24 protein-coding genes and 1 pseudogene are annotated in these 26,206 nt (G+C 56.0%); 17 read left to right on the top strand and 8 right to left on the bottom strand.

Annotation, left to right across the window (positions count from 1 at the left end; all coding sequences use genetic code 11):
- Nucleotides 1–16: 16 nt before the first annotated feature.
- The 5 genes and pseudogenes from frr to HY788_05565 all read right to left on the bottom strand — a co-directional run bounded on the left by frr (nt 17) and on the right by HY788_05565 (nt 5,266).
- Nucleotides 17–456 (bottom strand): annotated as a pseudogene (gene frr, locus HY788_05585) (ribosome recycling factor).
- Between the two features lie 18 nt (nt 457–474).
- Nucleotides 475–1,059 carry a translation elongation factor Ts gene (tsf, locus tag HY788_05580; protein MBI4773641.1) on the bottom strand — a complete coding sequence of 195 codons (585 nt, stop codon included), beginning with the start codon at nt 1,057–1,059 and terminating at the stop codon, nt 475–477.
- Nucleotides 1,060–1,159: 100 nt separating this feature from the next.
- Complete coding sequence (gene rpsB / locus HY788_05575) at nt 1,160–2,059, bottom strand: 30S ribosomal protein S2 (protein MBI4773640.1); 900 nt, start codon at nt 2,057–2,059, stop codon at nt 1,160–1,162.
- Between the two features lie 352 nt (nt 2,060–2,411).
- Nucleotides 2,412–3,896: a glycogen synthase gene (locus HY788_05570; GenBank protein MBI4773639.1), complete on the bottom strand. Its 1,485-nt coding sequence runs from the start codon at nt 3,894–3,896 to the stop codon at nt 2,412–2,414.
- A 32-nt stretch (nt 3,897–3,928) separates the two neighbouring features.
- The gene (locus tag HY788_05565; GenBank protein ID MBI4773638.1) at nt 3,929–5,266 is read right to left on the bottom strand and encodes a glycerate kinase; all 1,338 of its coding nucleotides are present in this window, start codon (nt 5,264–5,266) and stop codon (nt 3,929–3,931) included.
- A 166-nt stretch (nt 5,267–5,432) separates the two neighbouring features.
- Between HY788_05565 and HY788_05560 the strand changes: the two genes are divergently transcribed.
- Nucleotides 5,433–5,738 carry a Smr/MutS family protein gene (locus HY788_05560; protein ID MBI4773637.1) on the top strand — a complete coding sequence of 102 codons (306 nt, stop codon included), beginning with the start codon at nt 5,433–5,435 and terminating at the stop codon, nt 5,736–5,738.
- A 128-nt stretch (nt 5,739–5,866) separates the two neighbouring features.
- Here the strand turns inward: HY788_05560 and HY788_05555 are convergent, their stop codons facing one another.
- The 3 genes from HY788_05555 to HY788_05545 form a co-directional block, all read right to left on the bottom strand.
- Nucleotides 5,867–6,445 (bottom strand): transposase, encoded by a 579-nt coding sequence (locus HY788_05555; GenBank protein ID MBI4773636.1) that lies wholly within the window; start codon nt 6,443–6,445, stop codon nt 5,867–5,869.
- 172 nt (nt 6,446–6,617) lie between these two features.
- Nucleotides 6,618–7,133: a haloacid dehalogenase gene (locus HY788_05550; protein MBI4773635.1), complete on the bottom strand. Its 516-nt coding sequence runs from the start codon at nt 7,131–7,133 to the stop codon at nt 6,618–6,620.
- A 78-nt stretch (nt 7,134–7,211) separates the two neighbouring features.
- Nucleotides 7,212–8,135, bottom strand: coding sequence for an FAD-dependent oxidoreductase (locus HY788_05545; protein MBI4773634.1), 924 nt, complete (start codon nt 8,133–8,135; stop codon nt 7,212–7,214).
- A 476-nt stretch (nt 8,136–8,611) separates the two neighbouring features.
- Between HY788_05545 and HY788_05540 the strand changes: the two genes are divergently transcribed.
- The 16 genes from HY788_05540 (at nt 8,612) to ftsZ (ending at nt 26,206) form a co-directional block, all read left to right on the top strand.
- Entirely contained in the window at nt 8,612–9,514 is a 903-nt protein-coding gene (locus HY788_05540; GenBank protein ID MBI4773633.1) for a prenyltransferase, read from the top strand.
- Nucleotides 9,515–9,583: 69 nt separating this feature from the next.
- Nucleotides 9,584–10,582: an endolytic transglycosylase MltG gene (mltG, locus tag HY788_05535; GenBank protein ID MBI4773632.1), complete on the top strand. Its 999-nt coding sequence runs from the start codon at nt 9,584–9,586 to the stop codon at nt 10,580–10,582.
- Nucleotides 10,583–10,644: 62 nt separating this feature from the next.
- Nucleotides 10,645–11,124 (top strand): division/cell wall cluster transcriptional repressor MraZ, encoded by a 480-nt coding sequence (gene mraZ, locus HY788_05530; protein MBI4773631.1) that lies wholly within the window; start codon nt 10,645–10,647, stop codon nt 11,122–11,124.
- A 3-nt stretch (nt 11,125–11,127) separates the two neighbouring features.
- Nucleotides 11,128–12,066 carry a 16S rRNA (cytosine(1402)-N(4))-methyltransferase RsmH gene (gene rsmH / locus HY788_05525; GenBank protein MBI4773630.1) on the top strand — a complete coding sequence of 313 codons (939 nt, stop codon included), beginning with the start codon at nt 11,128–11,130 and terminating at the stop codon, nt 12,064–12,066.
- A gap of 3 nt (nt 12,067–12,069) precedes the next feature.
- Nucleotides 12,070–12,411: a cell division protein FtsL gene (gene ftsL, locus HY788_05520; GenBank protein MBI4773629.1), complete on the top strand. Its 342-nt coding sequence runs from the start codon at nt 12,070–12,072 to the stop codon at nt 12,409–12,411.
- A 38-nt stretch (nt 12,412–12,449) separates the two neighbouring features.
- A complete protein-coding gene (locus HY788_05515; protein ID MBI4773628.1) occupies nt 12,450–14,399 on the top strand; it encodes a transpeptidase family protein in 1,950 nt (649 codons plus the stop codon).
- Nucleotides 14,396–15,934, top strand: a complete 1,539-nt coding sequence (locus HY788_05510; GenBank protein MBI4773627.1) for a UDP-N-acetylmuramoyl-L-alanyl-D-glutamate--2,6-diaminopimelate ligase — start codon at nt 14,396–14,398, stop codon at nt 15,932–15,934. Before HY788_05515 ends, HY788_05510 begins: the two co-directional genes overlap by 4 nt.
- Nucleotides 15,931–17,331 carry a UDP-N-acetylmuramoyl-tripeptide--D-alanyl-D-alanine ligase gene (locus HY788_05505; GenBank protein ID MBI4773626.1) on the top strand — a complete coding sequence of 467 codons (1,401 nt, stop codon included), beginning with the start codon at nt 15,931–15,933 and terminating at the stop codon, nt 17,329–17,331. The genes HY788_05510 and HY788_05505 overlap by 4 nt, the downstream gene beginning before the upstream one ends.
- Nucleotides 17,332–17,334: 3 nt before the next feature.
- A complete protein-coding gene (locus tag HY788_05500; protein MBI4773625.1) occupies nt 17,335–18,414 on the top strand; it encodes a phospho-N-acetylmuramoyl-pentapeptide-transferase in 1,080 nt (359 codons plus the stop codon).
- A 17-nt stretch (nt 18,415–18,431) separates the two neighbouring features.
- On the top strand, nt 18,432–19,538 hold the full coding sequence (gene ftsW, locus HY788_05495) for a putative lipid II flippase FtsW (GenBank protein ID MBI4773624.1): 1,107 nt from the start codon (nt 18,432–18,434) through the stop codon (nt 19,536–19,538).
- Between the two features lies 1 nt (nt 19,539).
- Nucleotides 19,540–20,628, top strand: a complete 1,089-nt coding sequence (gene murG / locus HY788_05490; GenBank protein MBI4773623.1) for an undecaprenyldiphospho-muramoylpentapeptide beta-N-acetylglucosaminyltransferase — start codon at nt 19,540–19,542, stop codon at nt 20,626–20,628.
- Nucleotides 20,615–22,006, top strand: a complete 1,392-nt coding sequence (locus tag HY788_05485; GenBank protein MBI4773622.1) for a UDP-N-acetylmuramate--L-alanine ligase — start codon at nt 20,615–20,617, stop codon at nt 22,004–22,006. Before murG ends, HY788_05485 begins: the two co-directional genes overlap by 14 nt.
- The gene (gene murB / locus HY788_05480) at nt 21,990–22,964 is read left to right on the top strand and encodes a UDP-N-acetylmuramate dehydrogenase (GenBank protein ID MBI4773621.1); all 975 of its coding nucleotides are present in this window, start codon (nt 21,990–21,992) and stop codon (nt 22,962–22,964) included. Before HY788_05485 ends, murB begins: the two co-directional genes overlap by 17 nt.
- Nucleotides 22,948–23,787 carry an FtsQ-type POTRA domain-containing protein gene (locus HY788_05475; protein ID MBI4773620.1) on the top strand — a complete coding sequence of 280 codons (840 nt, stop codon included), beginning with the start codon at nt 22,948–22,950 and terminating at the stop codon, nt 23,785–23,787. The genes murB and HY788_05475 overlap by 17 nt, the downstream gene beginning before the upstream one ends.
- Complete coding sequence (gene ftsA, locus HY788_05470; GenBank protein ID MBI4773619.1) at nt 23,784–25,004, top strand: cell division protein FtsA; 1,221 nt, start codon at nt 23,784–23,786, stop codon at nt 25,002–25,004. Before HY788_05475 ends, ftsA begins: the two co-directional genes overlap by 4 nt.
- Nucleotides 25,005–25,042: 38 nt before the next feature.
- The gene (ftsZ, locus tag HY788_05465) at nt 25,043–26,206 is read left to right on the top strand and encodes a cell division protein FtsZ (GenBank protein ID MBI4773618.1); all 1,164 of its coding nucleotides are present in this window, start codon (nt 25,043–25,045) and stop codon (nt 26,204–26,206) included.

Genomic DNA, 26,206 nt, shown 5'->3' with positions numbered 1-26,206 from the left:
AGCTCCAAGAGGGTGTTTAGATTTCCATAACTTCCTGTTCTTTTTCAGCCGTCGCCTCGTCTATTTTCTTGATATACTCATCGGTGATCTTCTGAACCTCTTCCTGCCTCTTGAAAAACTCGTCTTCCGGGATTTCGCCTTCCTTCTTGAGATCTTTGAGCAGTTCGTTGGCATCCCGGCGAGCGTTCCTGGCCGCCACCTTGGTTTCTTCGCTCATCTTTCGAACCAGCTTAACCAAGTCTCTCCGGCGCTCTTCCGTGAGCATCGGGATCGAGATGCGAATGATCTTCCCATCGTTCATAGGCGTGAGACCCAATTCCGACTTCAGTATAGCCTTTTCGATCTGGCCGATGATGGTGTTATCCCAAGGTTGCAGACACGGGAGAATTCACGTTTAAGAGCCTGCACGGATTTATCCATCCGCATCCTAAGTTCTTCCAGGATCTCTTCTATCATAGGAGAACCCCAGATGCTCTAGTCCAAATCCTCGCCCAGTTGGAATCGGACGAACCTGCGAATGTTGATATTCTCACCAATGGAGGCGACCATCTCGTTCAACAAATCCTTCACGGTTTTGTCCGTGTCTTTAACGAACGCCTGCTCCAGCAGACAGACGTCCGTCTTGAATTTCTTCAGCTTGCCCTCAACAATCTTATCCACGACGTTCTGGGGCTTGCCGGACTCGAGGGCTTGTTGGCGATAGATCTCCCGTTCTTTGTTCACAATGGCTTCCGGCAACTCTTCCGGGGAGACGCAGATCGGATTCGCAGCAGCGATCTGCATGGCGATATCCTTGACAAATTCTACGAACGTGTCGTTCTTCGCTACGAAATCCGTCTCGCAGTTCACTTCAACCAACACGCCGAGCTTTCCCCCGCCGTGAATGTAGGCATGCACCAGTCCCTGACTGGTGGCCCTGCCGGCCCGTTTCTGGGCCGTGGCCAGACCTTTCAGACGTAAGTATTCTATGGCCTTCTCGAAATCACCATCGCTCTCGGCCAGCGCTTTCTTACAATCCATCATGCCCGCATTGGTCTTTTCCCGCAGATTCCTCACCATTTCGGCTGATATTTTCAAAACGAATCCCCCTTTGATTGCGGCCTCGATCCCTGTCTCAGATAAACAACGTCTTCAGAGCGTGAGTCGAAGGAAATCAGGTCTATTCCTCTGCGTCGACTCCCTCGTCCTCGTCCGGCGCGTTGGCTGCTACGGCCGCTTCGGCGTGCTCACCAGCTTTTTCACGTTTGATGATCACCACTTCCGGACCGCCCGCTTCCCGGCGCGTCTGAACATCCGAAATATCCCCCCCGGCCTCGGATGTCGATTTTCCCGGAAGCTCTTGATCTCTGGAGGTTTCGGCCCGCCTTGCCGCGTCGCGGCGATCGATCCCCTCGAGGCAGGCGTCCGCAATTCGGGAAGTAATCAGGCGGATGGCTCGAATGGCATCGTCATTGCCCGGTATAAGGTAGTCAATATTGTCGGGGTCGCAGTTGGTGTCCACGATGGCTACGACAGGTATGTTCAGTTTATTTGCTTCGCGGACGGCAATGCTTTCCTTCTTTGGATCAACGACAAACACGGCGCCGGGCAATCTCCCCATATCCTTGATGCCGCCAAGGTTACGATTGAGTTTGATGACCTCTTTTTCCATGAGCAAAATTTCTTTCTTGGGAAACTTGTTGATGCTCCCGTCCTGCTTCATGATTTCGAGTTTTTTCAACCGTTGAATGCTTTTCGAGATCGTCTGGAAGTTGGTCAGGGTACCGCCCAACCATCGACTCGCCATATAATACATGCCACAACGCGCAGATTCTTCCGTGATGGAGTCATGAGCCTGCTTCTTGGTTCCGACGAACAGCACTGACTCTCCGTTTTCGACGGTATCCGCTACAAAATCGTAGGCATTCTTGAACATGACCACCGTCTTCTGGAGATCAACAATGTAGATTCCGTTCCGCGCCCCGAAAATGTAAGGTTTCATCTTGGGGTTCCATCGCCTCGTCTGGTGTCCAAAGTGAACACCGGCCTCCAGAAGTTGCTTCATGGTCAAATACGACATAATGTCCTCCTTTGTTGGTTCTCCTTCCGCTTCTTCTCAGCCCCCATCACCCGAAGCCACGGGTATTCAATCAAACGCCCGTGGAAACGAGCACCAACAGGGTGCGAAGCGTGTGAAGTCGGAACGACACAGTCCGGCGCACCATCTTGCCGTTAGCGAAAAGACCGGAGCGCGCTTGTGCGTCCCTTTTAAAAAATTGAAATAAAAATATTTATCACACTATTTCCATTTCAACAACAAAATAATTTTCGCCGCTCCCCGCCGCAGGATGGCGCCCGCTCAAAATCCGCCTGCGGCCTTCCGGCGGCGAAAGAGAGATCGTAAAAGGCCTGAGACCCGGGGTCTTGAATGTTTATCGCTTGTTTATCGCGGCCGTGTATAAATCTAGATATTCCTCCGCACACCGCTGCCACGAGAACTCCTTGCTCATGGTGTTCCGCCTGAGCACATCTCTTCGTTTCCCGTCGGCCATCGCGAAGTACGCCTCGTCCACTTTGGCTATGAATTCAGAGACTTCGAACCGATCGAACATAAAGCCGGTCCCACTCTCGGCGGCCGGGTCGTAGGGCTCGACAATATCCACGAAAGCACCCGTTTTCCGAACCAGCGGGATGGCGCCGTATTTCATACCCCTCATCTGCGTCATGCCTGAAGGTTCGTATCGAGAGGGTGACACCAGAATGTCCACACCGGACAAGATCCGTCGGGTTACTCGTTCCTCCATCCCCATCGCCAGTCCAATGCGGTCCGGATAGGTTCCCATCCAGGCCCGCAGCTCGCTTTCATAGGCCTCCTCTCCTTCACCTTGGATAATCAGAGCCGTCTTCTTCCCCATAAGAGGCCCCAACGACTTCAGAAGCAGACCCGCCCCCTTCTGGTCGATGAAGCGAGAAGACCAGCCCAGCAGAAGACCGTCCTCGAGTTCGGGATTCAGTCCGAACTCCCGAAACAGGGCTCTCCGGCAGGCATCCTTGCCCGACAGGTCCAGCGGGCTGTATGGCGCCTCGATGAACGGGTCCGCGGCCGGGTTCCATGCTTCGTCGTCCCTCCCGTTCAGAATTCCGCGAAGCTCGTATGCACGTTTGGCCACCACGCCCTCCATCCCCATCCCATAGGTGGGATCGAGCACTTCCCGGGCGTAGGTCGGGCTCACGGTGCTGATGGCGTCCGAAAACACAATGCCTGCTTTGAGCAAACTGATCTGGCCCCAGAATTCCACTCCCCCGGGATTGTAGTACGAAATCGGAATTCCGGTATGCGCCAGTTCTTCAGCAGGGAAATTGCCCTGGTAACCCACGTTATGGAAAGTAAAGACCGTAACTGTTTTGGAGAAAAACGGATCGTTTTTGTACAGACTTTTCAGATACACACTGACCGCGCCGGTTTCCCAATCGTGCAGGTGCACCACGTTGGGACGGAAACCTAACCGCTTGGCCAGCAGAATTCCCGCTCGACAGAAGAACACGTATCGATGCAGGTTGTCATAGTAGTCCCCATGACGGGTGTTGCCGTAAAGATTGGGGCGGTCGAACAGGTCCTCCCGATCGAAGAAGTACACTTTCGACCCGTCATCCTCGGACGTTTCCCAGACATCGGTCTCCAGAATCCTGTCACCCACCGGCACTTCCATCTTTTTGAGAACCGGTGTGACAGGACATTCGGATTCCCTCACCATCCTGTAAAAGGGAAGAACGACACGGACCTCGACTCCGAGCTTTCGAAGGGCTTTATATAGACAGCCAACATCGTCTCCGAGGCAGCCAAATTGCGCGTATGGGGCTACTTCGGATGACAGTATGAGTACTCGAATTGGTTCGTCTGAACTGATTTTATCCAAAAGATCACCGATTTCATTGCTTCAAGGTTCATTCATGGAGGAGAACCGACCTCCCCGTTTCCCACCAGGGAAAAACGCACGTCCATTACGTTGGTCTTTGTAGGGCCGGTTCGGATCAACCCGCCCGTCTGCTCGAAAAAACGATACGAGTCATTGTTCGATAAATGGCTTTCCGGGTCCAGACCTTTTTCCTTGGCCTTGCGCACGGTCGCGCCGTCGCAGATCGCACCGGCCGCATCCGTGGGACCGTCGGCGCCGTCCGTGCCCACGCTGACCGTCACCACGCTGTTCCATCCGGCCAGCTCCATGGCGGAAGCCAATACGAATTCCGTATTTCGCCCCCCCAGACCGTCGCCCTTGAGCGTCACCGTGGTTTCTCCTCCAGAGAGGATGCAAGCCGGCGGAGCGATGGGATGGCCGGACTCGACGATCTCCTTGGCCACCGCGGCCAGGACCCGGGCTACCTCCTTCGCCTCTCCTTCGATCCGCGTCGAGAGAATCAGAGACTTGTATCCCAGGCGGTTCGCCTCGGATGCGGCGGCCAACACGGCATCCCGGTTGCTTCCCACGATCAGGTTCTGAGTATGGAGGAACACGGGATCTCCGGGTTTGGGCGTCTCAGGTATCCGTCCTCGAGCACCCAGAAGTATACGGGTTCTTATAGATTCGGGAATCGAGTCGGCGATTTCCCGACGTTCGAAGATGCGTTGACACTCCTCGTACGTGCTCGAGTCCGGCGACGTCGGTCCCGAGGCGATCACGTCAGGATCGTCCCCCACCACGTCCGATAAAATCAACGAGACCAGATGGGCAGGATAAGCCGCTCTGGCCAGATTCCCGCCTTTGAAATCCGAGATGTGCTTGCGAATCGTGTTTATTTCATGAATCGTGGCTCCCGAAGCCAGCAGGACCCGGGTGGCCTCCTGCTTCTCCTCGAGGGTGATTCCGGATACCGGCAGGGGAGTGAGCGCCGAGCCTCCACCTGAAAGCACGCAGAGCACCAGATCCCGCTCACCCGCCAGTCGAGCCGTTTCAAGAATTTTTCGCGCCGCCATCACACCGTTTTCATCCGGCACGGGGTGGCCGCTTTCCATGATCCGTGTGAATCGGGTGGACTCCGAGTGGCCGTACTTGACGCACACCACGCCGCCTGTTACCCGTTCCCCGAGAAGTTCCTCCAATGCGGCAGTCATCGGTGCGCCGGCCTTTCCCGCACCGATAATATATACATGCTCCAAACCCGAGAGATCGTACGCGCGGTCCCCGATGTAAAGCAGGTTATCGTCGCGCCTGCAGGTCCTTCTGATGGCCGCGCCGGGGTCCACGGCTCGAATGGCGGCTCTGACAATACGGTCCGCATCCTGTTTCATGGCATCTATTGACCTGAAGGCCATAACCCGCCTTTCTTCAAAAAAACAATTCCCTGCCGCCCGGACCTGCGACGGTCCATTCAACCGTTTGACGATCCCCCCGTCGGGTGGTCTAACTATGCCATAAAGTGCGCGTGGATTCAATGAAAGCGCACCGGAGGATGCAATGAATGAAGAATGGGAAGACCTTTTTCCGGAACCGGTGCGCATTCCCATCGACGGGATCCTGGACTTGCATACCTTCAGCCCAAAAGAGGTCTCCGATCTTCTGCCGGAATACCTCCGCGCGTGCTTCGAGGAGGGGATCCTGGACGTCACGGTCATTCACGGAAAAGGCAAAGGAGTGCTTCGGGAAACGGTGCACGCCCTGCTGAAGCAGGATCCCCTGGTCTCGAGTTTCCACCTGGACCGGGAACAAGGCAACTGGGGGGTTACGAGGGTGAGGTTGGTATGTACGGAAAGTGGGCGCTAAAGGTAACCTCCCGTGGTTGCCCTTAGTGGTTGCCACGTTTTGGTCGCTTGCCACGGTCGGGACGGCCACGCCGGAGACGCACCTGCGGGAGGTATTGATGCCACGGTGTCGGAGTCCTGAAGGCGGATTCAAAACAGGTCCTGGCGGCGCCGCCTTTCCTGCGATGGCGTGGGCAAACCAGTTGGGTTTTCCCGATCGAATTCCCCTTCGGCCGGATTGTCGTTGATGCTTTCCCGGACCCGGTTCAATTCCTCGTCATTTCGGATGATGTGTTCATAATAGTCGCGTTGCCATAGTTTCGCGCCGGGGGTGTTGCCTGATTCGTTGACGCGACTGGTGGCGACGGATTTGAATCCTCGCAGGATTGCGCCAATGGTTTGCGACAGTGACCGAGGTCCCGTAGGGGCGTATTGCAATACGCCCCTACCGCGTCCCCTGATGAGCACAATGCCATGTATATGGTTCGGCATGACGACGAATTCATCCAATTCGACATGGGAGAATTGTATTGGGATATCATTCCAACATTCGGCAACCATCCGACCTGAATCGTTCAAGACCATCTGTTTGTTCAGCACATCCCCGAACAATAGGGCCCGTTCATGCCCGCACACGGTTACGCAATACGCCCCGGCCTGCGAATAGTCGTATCCGGGCAAACGCAGGGAACGGCGTTTCGTGTTCACGGCGCTGCTTCTCCCCTGCACCGGATCATTTGCCCCAGAAGAGAAATTACGGTCCTACCCTCGTACCGAAATACCGGGCCGCTGCTTCGGTTACTTAGGGGCGAAACAGCTTTCGCCCTGCGGCGATGTTCGTCGTGACGGCATCGGTAATCAAAGAAATCCCGTGGATATGCCCACCCGCCGAACGATCCTATCACACCTCCAGCAGTTCGTTCAGCTCCTCCCAGTTCCGGACCCGTTGGAACGGATGCGCCTTTCTGTTCCAAGGCTGGTCGAATACAATGGGCGTAATGCCGGAATCCGCCAGCAGGAAACAGGTCTCGAGCCGGTCTTCCACGAAGAACCGGAGACCCAGTTCACGCAGAACCAGGGGCTTCTTTTCCGGCGATCCCGTGGTTTCAAGATGCACGGTGAATGGATCCACCATCCGCAGGGTCTGCAGGATCCAGGAATAGATGGGGCCGCAATCCCGACGCGCGGTAACGAACATCAGGGGAGCCAGCCTGGAGAAACGGGTCAGCGTTTCCACGGCCCCGACCAAAGGCTCCAATCCGAGCCGATGCGGCTCATCGAGGACCAGCAGAGTAATGGGCCGGAGCACATCGGCTTCCACACCCAGCGATACCGTCAGATCGTAATCCGTAATGTCCTCGTATTTCCAGTGGGGGAAATTGAAGCGCGTTTGCGCCAAATGCAGAAACAAGGACATGGTATCCGCTACGACGCCGTCGATATCGAATCCGATCTGATCCAAAGGAATGCTCAAGCCTCTTCCGATCCTTCCAGCCTATCGATCGAGCTTGCTGAGATATTCGTACGCGCTGGTGGCGGCGAGGGCTCCATCCGCACAAGCGGTAACGACCTGTCGAATCGCCGTATCCCTCACGTCCCCGGCGGCAAACAGACCGGGATGGGACGACATGAGACTTGCGTCCGTCTTGACGTAGCCTTCCGACGTGGTATCGAACGGAACCCGGATGACCCGAAGGTCCGGTTCCCAACCTACGCAAACAAAGATCCCGTCGGCGCGAAGCACTTGCTCCCCGCATTCTCGGGTGGCGATACGGACCCCCGAAGCCGTGTCATCACCCAGAACCTCCTGAACCTGGGCGTCCATGATCATCTCCACGTTGCCCCGATTCCGCAGCTCTTTCTGAAGAGCCGCCTCGGCCCGCAATTCGCCGCGGCGATGAACCATCTGAATGTGATCGGCAAAATGAGACAAGATCAAAGTCTCGTGAGCAGCCATATTGCCGCCGCCCACCACTACCACGTTTGCATCCTTGCCTCTGAAAAGGGGACCGTCGCATAAAGCACAGTAATGGATACCCAGTTTTTCTTCGCCTCGGACGTGCAGAGACTTGGGCACCACACCCATGGCCAGGACAGCCGTTCTGGACTCATATCGCTCTCCCGTCGCCGTCTCCGAGAAAAACACTCCCCCTTCCGCTGAAAGTGATGCAAGTCGAATCATGGGAAGGGTAGCTCCCTCCATCTGCGCCTGGGCGAACATCTGGGCGCCCAGTTGCGCGCCGGGAACGCCGCCGGGAAATCCCGGATAGTTCCAGAGATTCTGGATCATGTAAAGGTTCCCTCCGGGAGTATCTCCCAGTACGACGCTGTTCATCCCCAGTCGTTGGGCATAGATAGCGGCGGTAAGTCCCGCGGGACCCGAACCAACGATGACGATGTCAAACTTCTCGGCTTCCATGTCGGCACCCTTTCATGTTTGAAGAACCCGCGCCCCGGACCCCTCGTCCCTCATCGGATTATGGTGGGCAATACTTGTTTCAAAATTATCATAGTTTGGCCGACTCGTCCAGGCGTTCGGCAGCGTGTCGGCGCCTGGATGTCCGTGATGCATCCTCGCAGGAAAGGGTTCCGTGGATCGCTGAATCCATGGGCGCCCACAGATGTATTAGGGAACGGAAGCTCTTGGATTCGATGCCCTTGACGGCAACCCCGGACAACGATAGCCGGAATTCGGTCTGCACCATACTCACATTGAAAAGTTACTGATCGGCGGCGATTGTACGTATACTTCCGCTCACCCCCCTGCGCCCCGCCGGTGGAAAAGAAGGGATGAGGGAGATTTTTCCCATTTTCCTCCCGGAGGGCGGGCATAAGGATTTATTGTTTTTCCAGGTGGTTTCGGTATAATCGTTTTTTCCTCCAGAGGGTTTATGGGTGATGAATAGTTATTTCAAAGCTATGCGACTTCCGTTTCTGGCGGGCTCCATGGTCCCGGCCGCCGTCGCAGGCGCCTACGCCTGGCTTAGAAACGAATTTGAATTGGTTTCCTTTTTGCTGGCCGCGTTCGGCGTAGCGTGCCTGCACGTCGCCTCAAATCTGATCAACGACTGGTCCGACGCTCCCGGAACCGACCGGGTGAATTTGAGGGTCACGCCTTTCAGCGGGGGTAGTCGCGTCATCCAAGAAGGCGGGGTCTCTCGCCCCACTGTTCTGAGCATGGCGCTCGCATTTTTCGGCATCGCTCTCCTGATCGGCATCCTACTGGCCGCCTGGCGCGCTCCGGGCGTGCTGTGGGTGGGTGTCCTCGGCTTACTGGCGGGATGTCTCTATTCCATAAGACCCCTCGAGCTGATGAGCCGATCGCTGGGTGAAATCACCATTTTTTTCGCGTTCGGGCCCTTGATCACACTAGGAATGTATTACGTCATGGCGGGCAGACTGTACTGGCCGGCCTTTTGGATCGGTCTGCCCAACGCCTTTCTCATAACGGCCGTCATTTGGATCAACGAATTTCCCGATTTGGAGGCGGATCAAGACACCGGCAAACGAAACCTGGTGGTTGTCCTTGGCCTTCAGCGCAGCCGAACCGTGTACGCGGCCCTCATGCAGTTACCCTACCCCTCTTTGATGGCGCTCGCATTGGCCGGAGTGTATTCGCCCGGTCTCTTGCTGGGCCTGCTCGCATTCCCCCTCTCCCTCAGAGCCGTGCAGCTGGTATTCGCCATGGATGAAGACCGCCGGGGCATCGTGCATATCCAGGCGCTGACCCTTCAGACCCTGTTGGTATTGGGTCTCGCCATGGTGGCCGGATTGATCTTACACGGGCTTTTGTTTTAAAACCGGGAACCTTTCCCGCCCGTTCGCCGGCCGGGACTGTGCGATTCTTCGCCTGTTCAAAGAGCTACGATGAGAATACGACATCTCGGAATCCTGTTGGCCGCTGTGGGTCTGTCCCTGATCCTGCTGATGCTCCATATTGAGAAGTACCTTGATACGCCTGTCGAATTGCGATCCGAGGCGGTGTTTTTTGACCTGAAAAAGGGGACCTCCTTCGATCGGCTGGCTCACCAGTTGAACGAGCTGGGGCTGATCGCATCTCCCTGGAAATTGAAGACCTATGCACTGATTACGGGAAAAGCGAGGAGACTCCAGGCGGGTTATTACCTATTGCATCCGCGTTCGACCCCTCGCGTCCTGTTGGATAAGTTTGTCAAGGGAGAAGTGTATCTCGCCCGTGTAGTGTTTCCCGAAGGGGCCACGGTTCGGGATATGGCGTGTACGTTGGACCAGGCAAGTATCGTTGGGAAACAAGCCTTCCTTGAAACGGCGCTGGCGGATCATGCGCCGGCTCGATTCAATGTACCCGGCCCCACCCTCGAGGGCTACCTGTTCCCGGACACCTATCTTTTTCGACCTCACTCGAGCAGTTCGGAAGTCCTGCTCCGAATGGTGCATCGATGGAAACAGGTCTTCGCTCCTTTCGGAACACGCCTGAAGGAAACCGGAGTGTCCGCCCGGGAAGCGATGACGATGGCCTCCATCATCGAGAAAGAAACCTCGCTGGAGTCCGAGCGCGGTCTGGTGGCGTCGGTGTTCCAAAACCGGCTTCAGAAACAGATGAAATTGCAGAGCGACCCAACGGTCATTTACGGCGTTCCGGACTTCGACGGGAATCTCACCAGAAAACACCTGGATACGGATACACCCTACAATACTTACACCCGCGTCGGCCTCCCGGCGGGTCCCATCGCCAATCCCGGCGAATCGTCTATTCGGGCGGCTCTTTATCCCCCCAATACGAGTTATTTCTATTTTGTGTCTACCAATGAAGGCTTCCACCGATTCTCCGAAACACTATCGGAACACAATCGTTTTGTAAGACTCTATCAAAAGAATAATCGTTAGTACTCTATTGTTTTTTTCTTGACACCAAAGGCCGGTGCTCCTATTCTTGGAGGTGGGGAAATGTGGGGATAAGTGTCTACCGTGGTCGCGAGGGTGGGGAGATGTTCCAGGGAATCAGTTACCAAACCATGGATCAAAAAGGCCGGATCGCCATTCCCACCCGAATCCGGGAAGTCCTCAATTCCGGGGGAAACGGCAACATCATGGTGACCCACGGAATCTCCTGCCTCATGGCATTCTCCCTCGAGTTCTGGAAAATCGTCGTTGAAAAAGCCGCATCCCTCGCCACCTTCGATCAAAGAAGCCGGGACTTCATACGACTGTTTATTGCCCCTGCCATGGAATGCGCTCCCGACAGGCAGGGGCGCATTCTCATCCCCAGCAGCCTTCGAGAATACGGGGAATTGGATAAAGACGTGGTGGTTGCGGGAATGCTTAAGAATTTCGAAATCTGGGACCGCAAGAAATTCGACGCCAAGATGGAAAGCGGACGCGCCGACCAGTCCTTCTTACTGGAAGGCGCGGGACTGCTCGGACTCTGACCCTTGAACAGAATCGTCCATGAGCCCGTTCTCCTGAAGGAAGTTCTGGAGCTTCTTCAGCTCAAGCCGGATGCCTTGTACGTTGACGGTACCGTGGGCGAAGGAGGACATGCGGTAGCCATGTTGGAGGCTTCGTCTCCCAGCGGAAAACTCATCGGGCTCGATGCGGATCCCTCCGTGTTGCGGTACACACAAAGACGCCTCGCACCCTTTAGGGGACGCTTTCAACTATTTAATGAATCGTATGACCGGCTGGACGAGGTCTTCTTCTTGGCTGATATCGATCAGGCGGACGCCATCCTGCTGGATCTCGGATTCTCCTCCTTCCAGGTGGAGGATCCGGCTCGCGGGTGGAGTTTTCAACAGGACTCGCCGTTAGATATGCGATATGACCAAACCCAAGGGGATACGGCAAAAGATGTTCTGAATCGAGCTTCCAAGGAAGAATTGGTCCGGATCCTAAGCCATTACGGCGAAGAGCGGTTCGCCAAACGCATCGCTTCCGCCATCATTGAGAAGAGAGCTGAAGCGGAGATCCGTACCACGGGTGAATTGTCAAACCTGGTGTTGGGCGCCGTGCCCTCTTCCGCTTTGAGATGGAGGATTCACCCGGCGACCCGCGTATTTCAGGCGCTGCGTATCGCTGTGAATCAGGAGCTCGAACATCTGCGCCGCTTCCTGGACAATGCGGAAAGGTGGCTTGCGCCGGGAGGCAGACTGGCGGTGATTTCATATCATTCCCTGGAAGATCGAATGGTCAAACAGAGCATGCAGGACTGGAGTCGTGATTGCATCTGCCCAAAATCCATTCCTCAGTGCGTCTGCAGAGGGAAGAAGCTTTTCAGGATACTCACCCGAAAGCCGTTGTTTCCGTCGGCCGAAGAGGTGGCGTCCAATCCGCGAAGCAGAAGCGCCCGGCTCCGGGTGGCGGAGAGGCTGTAACGCATGGCTCTACGGAAGGAATCGAAGGGTCTGAAGACGACTGCTCCCAGGCGTTCCGGAAGCCGCTGGATGGAAGACCGGCTTCGTCCTTTTTTCATGATTCTTCTGGTCCTTGTAACCCTGTTGAGCGCCGCCTTTGCCAATGTTTGGCTGTCCCAACAGTGTCGCTTGTTGACGTATGAAATTTCGAAGCTTGAGAAAAGCATCCGGATGGAACGAGAGACCAGTCTGCGTCTCGAAGTCGAGACCGCCAGCCTGAAATCGTTGAGTCGGATCGAACGAATAGCCATGAACGAACTGCAACTAAGTACCCCCACACCGGAACAGATCATCGAGTTGCCATGACTGCCGCGCACCGTAAGAACAGACAGAGGAAAGGGCTGATGTTGCGGCGAAACATCGTCGTAGCAATCATGCTGGCCTGTTTCGTTGCCATCGTGGTCCGAGCTTACCGGCTTCAGGTGACGGAGCGGGAACGTCTGACGGGTCTCGCCATGACCGAATATTCCCGTAACGTAACGCTTCTTCCACGAAGAGGCGACATCATTGACCGGCGAGAACGGATACTGGCGTCCAGTGTGGAAGTCTACTCTCTTTTCGCGGAACCCAGGATCATCGAAGAACCGAAACCCATTGCCGCGAAGTTGGCCTCCCTGCTCAACCTGGACTATCTGGACACGCTTGAAAAGCTTTCATCCGGTAAGGGATTCGTGTGGATAAAACGCAAACTGCCGCCCCATCAAAAAGCAGAGATCATGGAGCTGAATTGCCGGGCGCTCGGATTTGTTCCCGAAAGCAAACGAATTTATCCGAATCGGGATCTGGCGGCTCACGTACTAGGTTTTGTGGGTTTGGACGGCAATGGTCTGGAAGGCCTCGAACTCCAATACGATGAAACGTTGAGCGGTGAAAAGGGGCAGTTTCAGGTTTACAGGGATCGGCTCGGAAGAACGGTATACAGGCACGGCTCCCCGGAAGGTTTCGAACATGAAGGGCGCCGGCTGGTGCTTACCTTGGACAAAACCATCCAATACCGCCTCGAGAACGCGCTGAAAAAGGCCGTCATCGAACAGAACGCAGCATCCGGTTTGGCGGTCATGATGGACCCGTGGACGGGGGATGTCCTGGCGATGTCCGTGCAGCCCGCTTACGATCCCAATGTGTTCTGGAAGTACCCGCCTGCCAGACGAAGGAACCGGGCGGTCGTGGACTGCTTCGAACCCGGATCCACTATGAAGGTATTTACCGCCCTACTGGCGCTCGAGAATAATCGGATCGGCCTGGAGGAGCCCATATACTGCGAAAACGGGAACTACAGGGTGGGCAGGCATGTGGTGCACGACACGCATCGATACGGTTGGCTCACCCTCCCCCGCATTATCCAAGTATCGAGTAACATCGGGGCGCTGAAAATCGGCATGCGCATGGAAAAAGCCATGCTGTACGACGGCTTGCGCCGGTTCCGGTTCGGAGATCTCACGGGCATCGATCTTCCGGGCGAGACGAGAGGATTGCTGCGAGGGGCATCCGGCTGGGCGGAAATCGACTTTGCGACCATTTGCTTCGGGCAGGGCTTGAGTATTTCGCCCATCCAGCAGATCTCCGCCTTGAGCACCATTGCAAACGGCGGTCTACTCGTACACCCGAGGATGGTCAAACGCATCGAAGACGCACAAGGTAACGTCATACGGAGATTTGAAAGCAAGCCATCCGAACGTGTGGTTTCCAAGAAATCGACCCGCCTTCTTACGAGGATGCTGAAAACAGTGGTGGAACGTGGGGGAACCGGAAGTCACGCGGCCCTGGATGGATACTCGGTAGCCGGAAAAACGGGAACCGCTCAAAAAGTGGATTCGAGAACGGGCACGTATTCAAGAAATACCTATGTCTCTTCTTTCATGGGCTTTTTCCCGGCCGACAAACCGTCCGCGGTCCTGCTCGTAATGGTTGACGAGCCCCAAAAAGCCGTGTATGGCGGCTTGGTCGCAGCCCCGGTATTCAAGACCATCGCCGAACAGGTGATCCCTTACATGGGTATTAAACCCGACGAAGTATACCTCGCTCAGAAAGACATCGATTCAGCAGCCAAGCCGGACGAGGAGCCGCCGGATAATGATGTATGTCCCATAGGAGAAGAGGCTGAAGACCCGGGCGTCATGCCGAACTTGATCGGTTTGGACGCGAGGAGCGCACTGAACACGTTGGGAAACCGGAAACTGAACGTGAAACTGATCGGCAGCGGGATCGTGGTGAACCAAGATCCTCCTCCAGGAACTTGTCTGGAAGGCATGCAAGTTTCCCGGTTGACCTTGGGGAAGGAGCAGGCTTTTTGAATCTCGAGGAACTCATTCCACCCGGTTGTGTCATAGAGCGGCGAGGCCCGGGGAACCCCACGATAAACAGTCTGGCCTACGACTCCCGCGCGGTGACGCCGGGAGCCCTTTTTGCGGCGTTTCGGGGAGTGAGAGACCACGGCCTCCGTCATCTGCCCCAAGCCGTTCGGAATGGAGCGGTGGCCCTTTTGTTCGACGGCGAACCGGAAGGAGGATGGCCCGAGTTTTCGGGACCTGCGCTTCTGGTCCGGGATGCTAGAAAAACACTTGCTCTGACGGCGGATCGTTTTTACTCCCATCCGTCCGAAAGAATGGATCTCGTGGGCATTACCGGGACCAACGGCAAAACGACCACGGCTTACCTTCTGGAGTCTATATTCAACGCTTGGGGAAAGCGGGTCGGTGTCATTGGAACGATCCAGTATCGATATGGAAGTCGAGAGTTTCCTGCGGCCACTACGACGCCCGAGTCCGTGGATTTGCAGCAATTATTGAAGGCGATGGTGGACGAAGGCATGACTCATGTCATCATGGAAGTGTCATCCCACGCGTTGATCCAGAGCCGCGTGACGGGATGTACTTTTCGGGCTGCATTGTTCACCAACCTCTCGAGGGATCACTTGGACTATCACAGAGACATGGCCGACTATTTCGAAGCCAAGTCACGTCTGTTTGATTTGTTGACGGGCGGAACGCATGGCCCGCGTCCCATGTTGAGGCTGAGCAACGGCGATGATCCATATGGCAGGGAACTAAGACTCAAGTACGGTTCAGACGTGACGACGTACGGCATGACTCCGGAAAGCGACGTTTCCGGGAGGATTTTGACTTCAGGCCTCAACGGCTTGGAAATCCTCATCCGTTGGGAGGGAGGTCAGGCCGTCCTGGTGTCTCCGTTAATCGGAACGCTCAATGCCTACAACGTGCTGGCTGCTTCCGCTACAGCCCTCCATCTGGGGATTCCGATAGAGAAGGTGCAAGAAGGCGTGGCGTCAATGCGGAGTGTCCCCGGCCGCATGCAGCTGCTCCGGGGAATGCATAACGAAGTGGCCGTCATAGATTACGCGCATACACCGGACGCCCTTGAAAAGGTCTTGAACACGGTGGCGACTTTTTCGACCGGCCGGATCATCACGGTCTTCGGATGCGGGGGAGATCGAGACCGAGGCAAGCGCCCCCTTATGGGGCGTATAGCCGGCGAAAAGAGCGACATACTCGTCGTGACCTCGGACAACCCTAGATCCGAATCTCCAAGGTCGATCATCGAGGATATCGAATCGGGAGTGAACGAGGCGGGGCCGGTGTTATGCACCGTGAAAGAAGCGGGTTCCCGACCGAAGACGCTCTGCTATTTCATTGAAGAAGATCGGCGTACCGCCATTCGATCGGCGATATCCCTCGCGGCTGCCGGTGACGTGGTGCTGATTGCCGGAAAAGGTCACGAAAACTATCAAATCATAGGGAACGAACGTTTCCACTTCGACGACGTGGAGGAAGTGGTGAACGCGTTCAACCTGAAACCACGAATTACATGAACTGGACTCCACAGCAAGTCGCGCGATTGGTGAACGGGCACATCCGGTCACTGGGGGACAGTCCCCGCGTGCAGCTCCTTTCCACGGACACGCGAACTCTCAAACCCGGAGAGCTGTTTGTGCCGTTGGTTGGAGACGCGTTCGACGGACATCGTTTCGTGGTCGAATCCGAACGGCGTGGAGCCATCGGAGCCCTGGTACAGATCGGACGCATGTCTGAGTCCGAGTTGCAGGCTCTCTCGAAACGGTTTCTGGTGATTCTGGTTTGCGACACGCTGCACGCTCTTGGAAACCTCGCTGCCGACGTCCGACGCGGCTTTCAGGGTCCCGTTGTGGCGATCACCGGAAGCAACGGCAAAACCACGACGAAAGAGATGGTGGCCGGTATCCTTGAACAACGTGGATGCGTTTTGAAAAACGAGGGAAACTTCAACAACCTGGTGGGACTTCCCCTCACCCTCTTTCGCTTGGGAACGGAGCACAGGTTCGCCGTATTGGAGATGGGCGCCAACAATTTCGGAGAGATTCGCCGTCTGATGGAAATCGCTCGACCGACGGTAGGAATGATCACCAACGTGGATTCAGCGCATCTCGAAGGGTTTGGGGATCTTGACGGCGTGGCCAGAGCCAAAGGGGAAATGATCGAGCAGATGTCCGACTCGGGTGCTTTTGCCGTGAACCTGGATGATCCGCGAGTGGCCAGTAAGGCCGCGCGCTTTCGAGGCAGGCTGATCTCATTCAGCCGTACATCGGATGCGGATGTTCGACTCATACGATCGCACCCCACTTCTTCCGGACTCTCGGAACTCCTTTTGCGGGTGGGCCGTGACGAGATTCGAGTCCGGTTGAACGCCGCCGGTGAACACATAGAACAGAATGCCCTGGCCGCGACCGCCGCCGCTTATGCGGCCGGAGCGGACAGTGAAGCGATCCGCGTGGGCCTCGAGTCCTTTCGGCCCGTCCGAGGCCGAAGCCGGATACTGACCGGTGAAGGCGGCATCCGAATCCTGGACGACACGTATAACGCCAATCCGGCCAGCATGTCGGCCGCCCTCAAGATGCTGGCCCGAGTCAGGGGAAAGGGCCGAGCCATAGCGGTTCTCGGCCACATGGCCGAACTTGGGCCACATGCGGAAGCGGCGCACCGGGAACTGGGAGCGCAAGTGGCGGACCTTGGTGTGTACGAGGCCTTTTTTGTCGGTCCGTACGCCGAGTCGGCCAAGGAAGGAGCTGTCAGCCATCAGATGAGTTCGACCCGGGTGCATGTGTTCGAATCCCTTGAATCGCTCATCGATGAACTGAAAAAACTACTGCAAGAGGACGACGTCGTTTTGGTCAAGGGAAGCCGAACGGCTCGCATGGAGCGTGTAGTGAATACTTTGGCGGAAGGATATTGATTCATGCTGTACGAGTTGCTGTTCCCGTTACATACGCTCCACCCTGTGTTTAATGTGTTCAGGTATATCACCTTCCGGACCATCTACGCCATTGTGACCGCCCTGCTGATCGTCTTCTTCATGGGGCCCTGGTTCATAGACAAAATGACCCGGCTTCGGATCGGTCAGTTTATACGTGAGGAAGGCCCCACCAGCCACAAGCCAAAAGAAGGCACTCCCACCATGGGAGGGGTTCTCATCCTGTTTTCGGTTCTGGTATCTACGCTGCTGTGGGCCAGGCTCAGCAACCCCTACGTCTGGGTCGTCCTTTTCATCACTTTGATTTGCGCCGCCATCGGTTTCGCGGATGACTACCGGAAGTTGACCCGACGGCACAACAGAGGGCTGCGAGGAAAATCCAAGCTCATCGCGCAGTGCCTGGCGAGCCTTGCCGTGGCTCTATTCCTATACTTTCACGGAGGCTTCGACTCCAGGCTTACCATTCCCTTCTTCAAAGAGATCAATCCGAATCTCGGCCTGGGCTACGCGTTGCTCACCATATTCATTATCACCGGTTCCTCGAACGCGGTGAATCTGACCGACGGATTGGACGGACTGGCGATCGGACCCATCATTGTGGCTTTCGCGACCTACCTCGTATTCTGCTACCTGGTGGGACACGCCGTTATAGCCAAGTATCTTCAGATTACACACATACCCGCGGCAGGCGAGCTGACGGTGTTTTGCGGAGCCATGGTCGGAGCCGGAATCGGGTTTCTCTGGTATAACACGTACCCCGCGCAGCTCTTTATGGGCGATACGGGATCGCTCGCGTTGGGAGGTGCGCTTGGCACCGTCGCCGTCCTTATAAAACAGGAGATTCTTCTCGTGATCGTGGGAGGAATCTTCGTGATGGAAGCCCTTTCCGTAATCTTTCAGGTTGGTTTCTTCAAGCTCACTCACGGTCGGCGCATCTTCCGGATGGCTCCCCTTCACCATCACTTCGAACTGAAGGGTTGGCCCGAACCGAAAGTTATCGTTCGATTTTGGATCATAGCGTTCATTTTGGGACTCGTCGGCATCAGCACCCTTAAACTCAGATAGCCGAGTTTCAAAGAACCATGAAAATCAAACCTTTCAAGCCTCTAGATCCCTCTCTGGTCCTCACCGTCTTCGCGCTGGTGGGCCTCGGAGTGGTTATGGTGTTGAGCGCGAGTTCGGCCCTGGCCCTTCAACGGTATGGCGATTCCTATCATTTCCTGAAACGGCAGACGTTCTCCGCCGGCATCGGTATACTCGGACTCTTACTACTTTCCCAAATTCCCTATGAATACCATAGAAAACTCGTTTATCCCGCGCTGATCTCGGCCCTGGCGCTGATGGTAATGGTCTTGTTCCCCGGCATTGGTTATGAGGTCGGCGGAGCCCGAAGATGGCTTCGGTTAGGAGGCTTCTCGTTCCAGCCTTCCGAGTTGGCAAAGATAGCGTTCACGGTGTATCTGGCTTACTCGTTAACAAAGAAAGGCGAAAAGGTACGGGAGTTCTCGATCGGATTCCTCCCCCACCTCATCTTTCTGGGCCTTTTCGTACTGGTAGCTCTGCTGCAAAAGGACCTCGGCACCGTTGTCGTTTTGGGGCTGCTTACCTTTGCCATGCTCTTCATAGGAGGCGCCAGGACGCTCCACTTGTTCGCTACGGGCACGGCAGCCTTGGGTCTGCTGGCCCTGGCCATCGTGATGGAGCCCTACCGTCTGAAGAGAGTGTTCGTTTACCTGAATCCTTGGGCGGACCCACTGGACCACGGATTTCAGATCATTCATTCGTTCTTGGCCTTAGGTTCCGGGGGTATTTTCGGAGTCGGGATCGGAGACGGCAAGCAGAAGCTCTTCTATCTGCCCGAACCTCACACGGACTTCATTTTTTCCGTCCTGGGGGAGGAACTCGGCCTGGTCGGCGTCTCCGCGGCAGTGGCGCTCTACGTCGTTTTGTTCTGGAGAGGCATACAGATATCCAGAAAGGCCTTGGATCCCTTCGGATCGCTCCTTGCTTTCGGTCTTACCCTTCTGATTTCGTTCCAGGTGATCATGAACATCTGGGTTGTAATGGGTTTGGTTCCCACGAAAGGCATGGCGCTCCCGTTTATGAGCTATGGCGGTTCGGCTCTTATGATGAATCTGTGCGTAGTAGGAGTCCTGCTCAGCATCCGATCCAAAGGGCGGGCAAGCTGACATGGCGGGGCTCGTATTCGCCGGTGGGGGAACGGGCGGGCATTTGTTTCCCGGCCTGGCCATGGCTGAAGATTTCCGGATGCGAACAGCAGAGATACCGATCACGTTTATCGGGACCGGCCGGCAACTCGAGCAACGAGTGTTGAAAGAGACAGGATACCCATTAGAGACCATCTCGACAACGGGTCTTACCAATAAACGCGGTTTCAGAAAAGCGGGGGCCTTTTTCAAAGTGGTTCAGGGCATCTTTGAAAGCGTTTTTCTGCTTCGAAGGCTTCGCCCTTCTCTGGTGATCGGCCTGGGCGGCTATTCCTCCGGACCGGTGGGCCTCGCAGCATATCTGATGGGAATTCCATTGATCCTGCAGGAACAGAATGCCAGACCCGGACTGACCAACCGGTGGTTGGCGCGGTTTGCGCGAGCGGTGCTCGTTTCATACGACGAATCACTGGACTACTTTCCCGAGGGACTCGCCAAAGTGACGGGCAACCCTGTCAGAAAGCCGTTCCTGCACTGTCCGGACAGAAGGGACCCTTCTATGACCCACGTGTTGATTACGGGCGGAAGCCAAGGCGCGCACGCCATCAATACCGTGGCGCCTGAAGCGATTAGGATGATGATCATGGATCATCGGGCCGTGCGCGTTACACATCAAGCCGGTCAAGAGGACTTGGATTTGGTGCGCGGGGCCTACGAGAACATCGGTTGCGAAGCCCGGGTCGAAGCTTTCATCCGGGACATGGCTGAAGCTGTCTCCTCGGCGGATCTCGTGCTGGGGCGCGCGGGAGCCACCAGCCTGGCCGAGATCGCGCAGGTGGGACGCGGAGCGATTCTTATCCCCTATCCCTTTGCTTCTCACAACCACCAGGAAGAAAACGCACGGGTCTGGGAAAAACGGGGAGCTGCGCGTGTACTGTTGGAAAGCGAACTCAGCGCCGAGAGTTTGGCAAAGGTGTTGGATGAACTGATAGGCGACCGATCTCGCTTGTTGGAGATGGCTGTAAACGCCCGGGGACTGAGCCGCCCCAACGCGGTCGAAGATGCGGTTGCGGCTTGCTTGGAGTATCTGCCCGATGATGAGACGCACTAAAATAAGGAATCTGCACTTTGTGGGCATTGGCGGCTCGGGCATGAGCGGCATTGCGGAAGTGCTTCTGAACCAGGGATTTCGAGTTCGCGGCTCGGACATGAAGGACTCCCAGATCGTTCGTCGCCTTACCGGCCTCGGAGCGGAGATCCATATCGGCCATCAGGCGGACCACGTGCGTGATGCGGAAGTAGTGGTGATCTCATCCGCCGTGAAAGAGGACAATGTGGAAGTCCAGGAGGCCCGTCGACTGAAAATCCCGGTGATCAAACGCGCTGAAATGCTTTCCGAACTGATGCGTACGAAATACGGCATCGCCGTAGCCGGCGCCCACGGCAAAACAACGACTACAAGTCTGGTAGCCCAAGTGCTGACCAACGCAGGGTTGGACCCCACCGTGGTGATAGGCGGCCGCCTCTCGACTTTCGGCAGCAGCGCCCGCCTGGGTCAGAGTGACATCATGGTCGCCGAGGCGGACGAGAGCGACGGCTCCTTTCTGCGACTGTCTCCCGCCGTGGTAGTGGTCACCAATCTGGACGCCGAACACCTGGATTACTACGGCAGTCTGGACGAGATTAAACAGGCGTTCCTGGAGTTTATCGACAAAGTACCTTTTTATGGGCTCAGCGTGCTCTGTCTGGACAACCCCGGGCTCCAGGATCTTATTCCTCACGTGCACAGAAGAATGGTCACGTATGGGCTTTCGGCTCAGGCGGACGTCAGGGCCTTTGACGTTAAGCAGCGGGGGCCCACCACCTCCTTTCGTGTGATGGCCGGAGACCGGGACATGGGACCGATCACTCTGAACCTTCCGGGCATACACAACATGTTCAACGCTCTTGCCGCGATCTGTGTGGGCATGGAGCTGGACGTCTCCTTCGAGTCCGCCGCGGAAAGCCTCCAGCGTCTAGGCCAGGTCCAGCGCCGCCTTGAAATCCTGGGGTCCGTGGACGAGGTGATGGTTGTTGACGACTACGCGCACCATCCCACGGAGATCAAGGCCACGCTCGAGGCGGTTCAGAGTTCCTGGAAAGAGAGGCGGATCGTGGCGGTTTTCCAGCCGCACCGATACAGCCGGAGCTTTCACCTGCACGATGAATTCGTCAAGTCTTTCTACCAGGCGGATCATCTGGTCATCACGGAGATTTATCCGGCAGGCGAAAAGCCCATCAAGGACGTGAACGGACATAGAATGTTCGAAGGAATCCGCGATCACGGCCATCGGGACGTGCTTTTTCTCGAAAACGATGCCGAAATCGTCGAGCATCTGGTGTCTTTCTGCCGTCCGGGCGATCTGCTGCTCACCATGGGAGCGGGCAATGTCTACGAGGTTGGATTGAAGTTCCTTGAACAGAAAATGGAAAATGCAGTCCGGGCATAAAACATCGCTCAAGAGGCTTTTGAAGGACCGGGTGGACTTCGAAGTGCCGCTCGGCAGGTACACCAGTCTTCGGGTTGGAGGCCGGGCGTGGGCCGTGGCGCGGCCGGCCGACGTACACGAGGTCAGAGCGTTGTTGGGTTTTCTGGCCGACACCGGCATGGCAGCGTTTCCCTTAGGAGAAGGCACCAACCTGCTGGTTTCGGATTCCGGTTTCGACGGGGTGGTAATCCTTCTGAAGGACGGATTTACCAGCGCACATTTCGAGCGGGAACCCTCGGGGACCGTTGTATGTGTTGCCGGTGCAGGAGCGCATCTTTCCATGGTGCAACGCTTTCTGCTTCAGCACGGTTTCGGCGGGTTCGAATTCGCTGCGGGCATTCCGGGCTCCATCGGCGGATCGGTCAGGATGAACGCGGGTACGGCCGCGGGCGAGATGAAAGACGTGGTCCTGTGGATTGAGTGGGTGACCAGGGACGAGGGCTGCCTCCGTTTTTACGGAAACGAATTGAGCTTCTCGTATCGAAACCTGGATCTTCCTGAAGGCGCCGTTGTCGTCCGCGCGGCCTTGAAAGTGGAGGCACGGGACCCGGATTGCATCAGAAGGGAAATCCGCGGACTCATGAAAAAGCGCCTACAGACTCAGCCCATCGGCAAGCGCTCCGCCGGAAGTGTATTCCGAAATCCTCCCGGATTCGCGGCAGGTCGGCTCATTGAACAGGCGGGGCTGAAAGGAACTCGTGAAGGTGCGGCGGTGGTGAGCGAGAAACACGCCAATTTCATCTTGAATGAGGGGAGCGCCACGGCGACCGATATCTTTCGCTTGATTCAAAGAATCCGACGGGACGTTCATGATCAACTTGGTGTCCGTTTGATCCCTGAGATCGTCTTTTTGGGGTCGTTTGGCGCCAATGGAAAGGCTGCGTCGGAAACGGCTTTATCCTATGAAAAGATTTCCTAGAGACAAAAGAAACCGTTACGTAACCAAGGTCCATCGAGGGCTCATGGCGCCAAGGATACTGGTGTTCCTGGTCCGCCTACTGGGCGTTGCGTTCATAGGCGTTTCAGCCAGCATGGGCCTGTTGTGGTTCTATGAATACGCGCTCGAATTACCCTATTTCAGACTCTCGGGTGTAACGCTGGTAGGCTGCGAGCGGGTCAATGACAAACGAATCATCGCACTCATGGGAGTTGACAGCCGAACGAGTGTTTTGGGGATGGACCTGAAAAAGGCGGCCGAACGGATTCAGTCGGAGCCCTGGATCGAAAAGGCCATGGTGCGCCGTGAACTTCCGGACGAGTTGTGGGTTCGAGTCTGGGAACGGCGGCCGGTCGCCCTGGCTAACCTGGACTCCCTTTATTACATGGATGGAAACGGCGTGCCGTTCAAAACCATCGAAGTCGGCGACTCGATGAATTATCCGATCGTGACCGGAGCTTCCAGTGACGATTTCGAGCCCGACCGCTCAGGCCGTATCCATACTCTGGAACGGATTCTGGCCGTTCTGCAGTTGCTGGAGAATAAAACCTCTCCCGTGATCCCCACAGCGGTCTCCGAGATCCATGTGGAGAAAGATGGGGCCCTGGTGCTCATCACTCGTGACCATGTTCACATCCGGCTTGGCCTAGATTCGTATTCGAATAAGTTCAGCCGACTTGCCGAGGTGATGGAAGATCTGAATGGGAAAGATCACTGGCGGCTCATTCAATCGATCGACCTCGACTACGAGGATCAGGCGATCGTGGAATACCGCAAGTTGAAAGAGAGTATGGAGCAAGCATGAAAAATGAACTGATCGTCGGGCTGGACATAGGGACCACCAAGATCTGCGCGGTCGTGGGGGAAGTCACGGAAAAAACGATAAACATCGTCGGCTTGGGGTCGCACCCTTCCGTCGGTTTGCGCAAAGGGGTGGTGGTCAATATTGAAGACACCGTCGAGTCCATTCGAAAGGCTGTGGAAGAAGCGGAACTGATGGCCGGATGTGAAGTCACCGAAGTGTATGCCGGTATCGCCGGAGGCCACATTAAAGGGTTCAACAGCATCGGCGTGATCGCAATAAAGAACAAAGAGGTAACCCAGTCCGACGTGGATCGGGTGATCGACACAGCCCGGGCCGTGGCCATTCCAATGGATCGTGAGGTCATCCATATCATCCCGCAGGAGTTTATCGTGGATGATGAAGGCGGCATACGAGATCCCATCGGTATTTCGGGCGTGCGTCTCGAGGCTCGGGTGCATATGGTCACCGCTGCCGCCACATCGGCCCACAATATCATAAAATGCGCCAACCGTGCGGGATTGGACGTCTGCGACATCGTGCTCGAGCCCATCGCATCCTCCGAAGCGGTGCTCACGCCCGAGGAACGGGATCTGGGCGTCGCCTTGGTCGATTTCGGAGGCGGGACAACGGATCTGGCCATATTCTCCGGAAACAGCGTCAGACACACTTCCGTGCTGGCTTTAGGCGGAAACAACCTGACTCACGACATCGCAGTAGGGTTGCGCACGCCGGAAATAGAAGCGGAAATCATCAAGAAACGGTACGGATGTGCGCTCACGTCCATGATCAGCAAGGATGACGTTATTGAAGTGCCCAGCGCGGGCAGCGGCAGGACCAGGAAGATATCGAGAAGAATTCTTGGAGATATCCTGGAGCCTCGCGTCGAGGAAGTATTCACACTTATTCAAAGGGAAATGATCCGATCCGGATACGAGGATCTTCCCGTATCCGGGATCGTACTCACGGGAGGTTCTTCCCTACTGCCCGGGATTCCGGAGGTAGCCGAACAGGTTTTCAATCTGCCGGTTCGCCGCGGCTATCCGCACTCCATCGGCGGACTGGTCGACATTGTCAACAGTCCTATGTACGCCACGGGCGTTGGTCTGGTGCTGTATGGAAAACGCGCCAAGCCGGGCAAAAAATTCAGGATTCGAGACAAAAATATCTTCAACCGCGTGTTAGGCCGGATGAAGAAATGGATTCAGGACATTATTTAAACCCTAGCAGCCGTCACAAAAAAAGGGGAGGAGAAACCATGACCGTAAAGTTTGAACCGAACAATCCCGCAAGCGGTGCCAGGATCAAAGTCATCGGCATTGGAGGTGGTGGGGGGAACGCCATCAACAACATGATCGAGTCCCGGCTGATGGGCGTCGAATTTCTGGCGGCGAACACCGACATGCAAGCGCTGGAAACATCGTTGGCGGACGGGCGAATCCAGTTGGGATGCAACCTGACCAAAGGACTCGGAGCCGGCGCGGAACCGCAGCGAGGCCGTGAAGCTGCTTTGGAAGACAGCCACAAACTCCGCGAGGCGCTGAAAGATTCAGACATGGTTTTCATTACAGCAGGCCTGGGCGGAGGAACCGGCACCGGCGGAGCACCCGTGATAGCGGAGATCGCCAAAGAACTCGGCGCATTGACGGTTGCCGTAGTTACCAAACCGTTTTCCTTTGAGGGTAAGAAACGCTTGATGCAATCACAGGAAGGGATTGACAACTTGAAAGAGGTGGTGGACACGCTTATCACCATTCCCAACGATCGGCTCATCGCGCTGGCCCCAAAGGGCGCTACCTTCAAGGAAATGTTGAAGAAAGCCGATGACGTGCTGTACTATGCGGTCAAAGGCATTAGCGATCTTATCATGGTCCCCGGACTCATCAACCTCGACTTTGCCGACGTGAGAACCATCATGGGCGAAATGGGAATCGCTCTTATGGGAACCGGAGTGGGCAAAGGAGAAAACCGGGCGATGGACGCGGCCCAGGCAGCCGTGTCGAGTCCGCTTTTGGATGACGTTTCCGTTGAAGGCGCGCGCGGTCTGCTCGTAAATATGACATCTTCCAGCGACTTGTTGATGCAGGAAGTGCAAGAGGCTTCCTCTTTCATACAGCAGGCGGCCCACGAAGACGCGAACATCATCTGGGGCGCGGTGTTTGACGAGAATCTCGAGGACGAGATCCGAATTACGGTCATTGCTACGGGAATCAAAGACAAACCGGAAACCAAACTGAAGCCCGTGAGCAGGAAAGAGACGGCGGAATCCAAAGAGCTGGAGGTACCGACCCACGTCAGGATGCGCAAACGGCTAAAAACGGCGGTAGGTCAAGACTCGCACCACCTCGAGTCGGAGAACGATTTTCAGTTCGACGAGGGCTATTATGACGAGCCTACTTTCTTGAGAAAGCAGGCCGATTAG

This window comes from Deltaproteobacteria bacterium (assembly GCA_016208165.1).
Taxonomy (GTDB): Bacteria; Desulfobacterota; Desulfarculia; order JACQYL01; family JACQYL01; genus JACQYL01.
This window is presented reverse-complemented; position numbering and strand designations above follow the sequence as displayed.

Excerpts from the sequence above, each read along its gene's own strand:
- tsf (MBI4773641.1), bottom strand. The coding sequence starts at position 1,059 with ATGGTGAGGAATCTGCGGGAAAAGACCAATGCGGGCATGATGGATTGT.
- rpsB (MBI4773640.1), bottom strand. The coding sequence starts at position 2,059 with ATGTCGTATTTGACCATGAAGCAACTTCTGGAGGCCGGTGTTCACTTT.
- HY788_05565 (MBI4773638.1), bottom strand. The coding sequence starts at position 5,266 with ATGAAACAGGATGCGGACCGTATTGTCAGAGCCGCCATTCGAGCCGTG.
- HY788_05560 (MBI4773637.1), top strand. The coding sequence starts at position 5,433 with ATGAATGAAGAATGGGAAGACCTTTTTCCGGAACCGGTGCGCATTCCC.
- HY788_05550 (MBI4773635.1), bottom strand. The coding sequence starts at position 7,133 with ATGTCCTTGTTTCTGCATTTGGCGCAAACGCGCTTCAATTTCCCCCAC.
- HY788_05545 (MBI4773634.1), bottom strand. The coding sequence starts at position 8,135 with ATGGAAGCCGAGAAGTTTGACATCGTCATCGTTGGTTCGGGTCCCGCG.
- mltG (MBI4773632.1), top strand. The coding sequence starts at position 9,584 with ATGAGAATACGACATCTCGGAATCCTGTTGGCCGCTGTGGGTCTGTCC.
- ftsL (MBI4773629.1), top strand. The coding sequence starts at position 12,070 with ATGGCTCTACGGAAGGAATCGAAGGGTCTGAAGACGACTGCTCCCAGG.
- HY788_05515 (MBI4773628.1), top strand. The coding sequence starts at position 12,450 with ATGTTGCGGCGAAACATCGTCGTAGCAATCATGCTGGCCTGTTTCGTT.
- HY788_05505 (MBI4773626.1), top strand. The coding sequence starts at position 15,931 with ATGAACTGGACTCCACAGCAAGTCGCGCGATTGGTGAACGGGCACATC.
- HY788_05500 (MBI4773625.1), top strand. The coding sequence starts at position 17,335 with ATGCTGTACGAGTTGCTGTTCCCGTTACATACGCTCCACCCTGTGTTT.
- ftsW (MBI4773624.1), top strand. The coding sequence starts at position 18,432 with ATGAAAATCAAACCTTTCAAGCCTCTAGATCCCTCTCTGGTCCTCACC.
- murG (MBI4773623.1), top strand. The coding sequence starts at position 19,540 with ATGGCGGGGCTCGTATTCGCCGGTGGGGGAACGGGCGGGCATTTGTTT.
- HY788_05485 (MBI4773622.1), top strand. The coding sequence starts at position 20,615 with ATGAGACGCACTAAAATAAGGAATCTGCACTTTGTGGGCATTGGCGGC.
- murB (MBI4773621.1), top strand. The coding sequence starts at position 21,990 with ATGCAGTCCGGGCATAAAACATCGCTCAAGAGGCTTTTGAAGGACCGG.
- HY788_05475 (MBI4773620.1), top strand. The coding sequence starts at position 22,948 with ATGAAAAGATTTCCTAGAGACAAAAGAAACCGTTACGTAACCAAGGTC.
- ftsA (MBI4773619.1), top strand. The coding sequence starts at position 23,784 with ATGAAAAATGAACTGATCGTCGGGCTGGACATAGGGACCACCAAGATC.
- ftsZ (MBI4773618.1), top strand. The coding sequence starts at position 25,043 with ATGACCGTAAAGTTTGAACCGAACAATCCCGCAAGCGGTGCCAGGATC.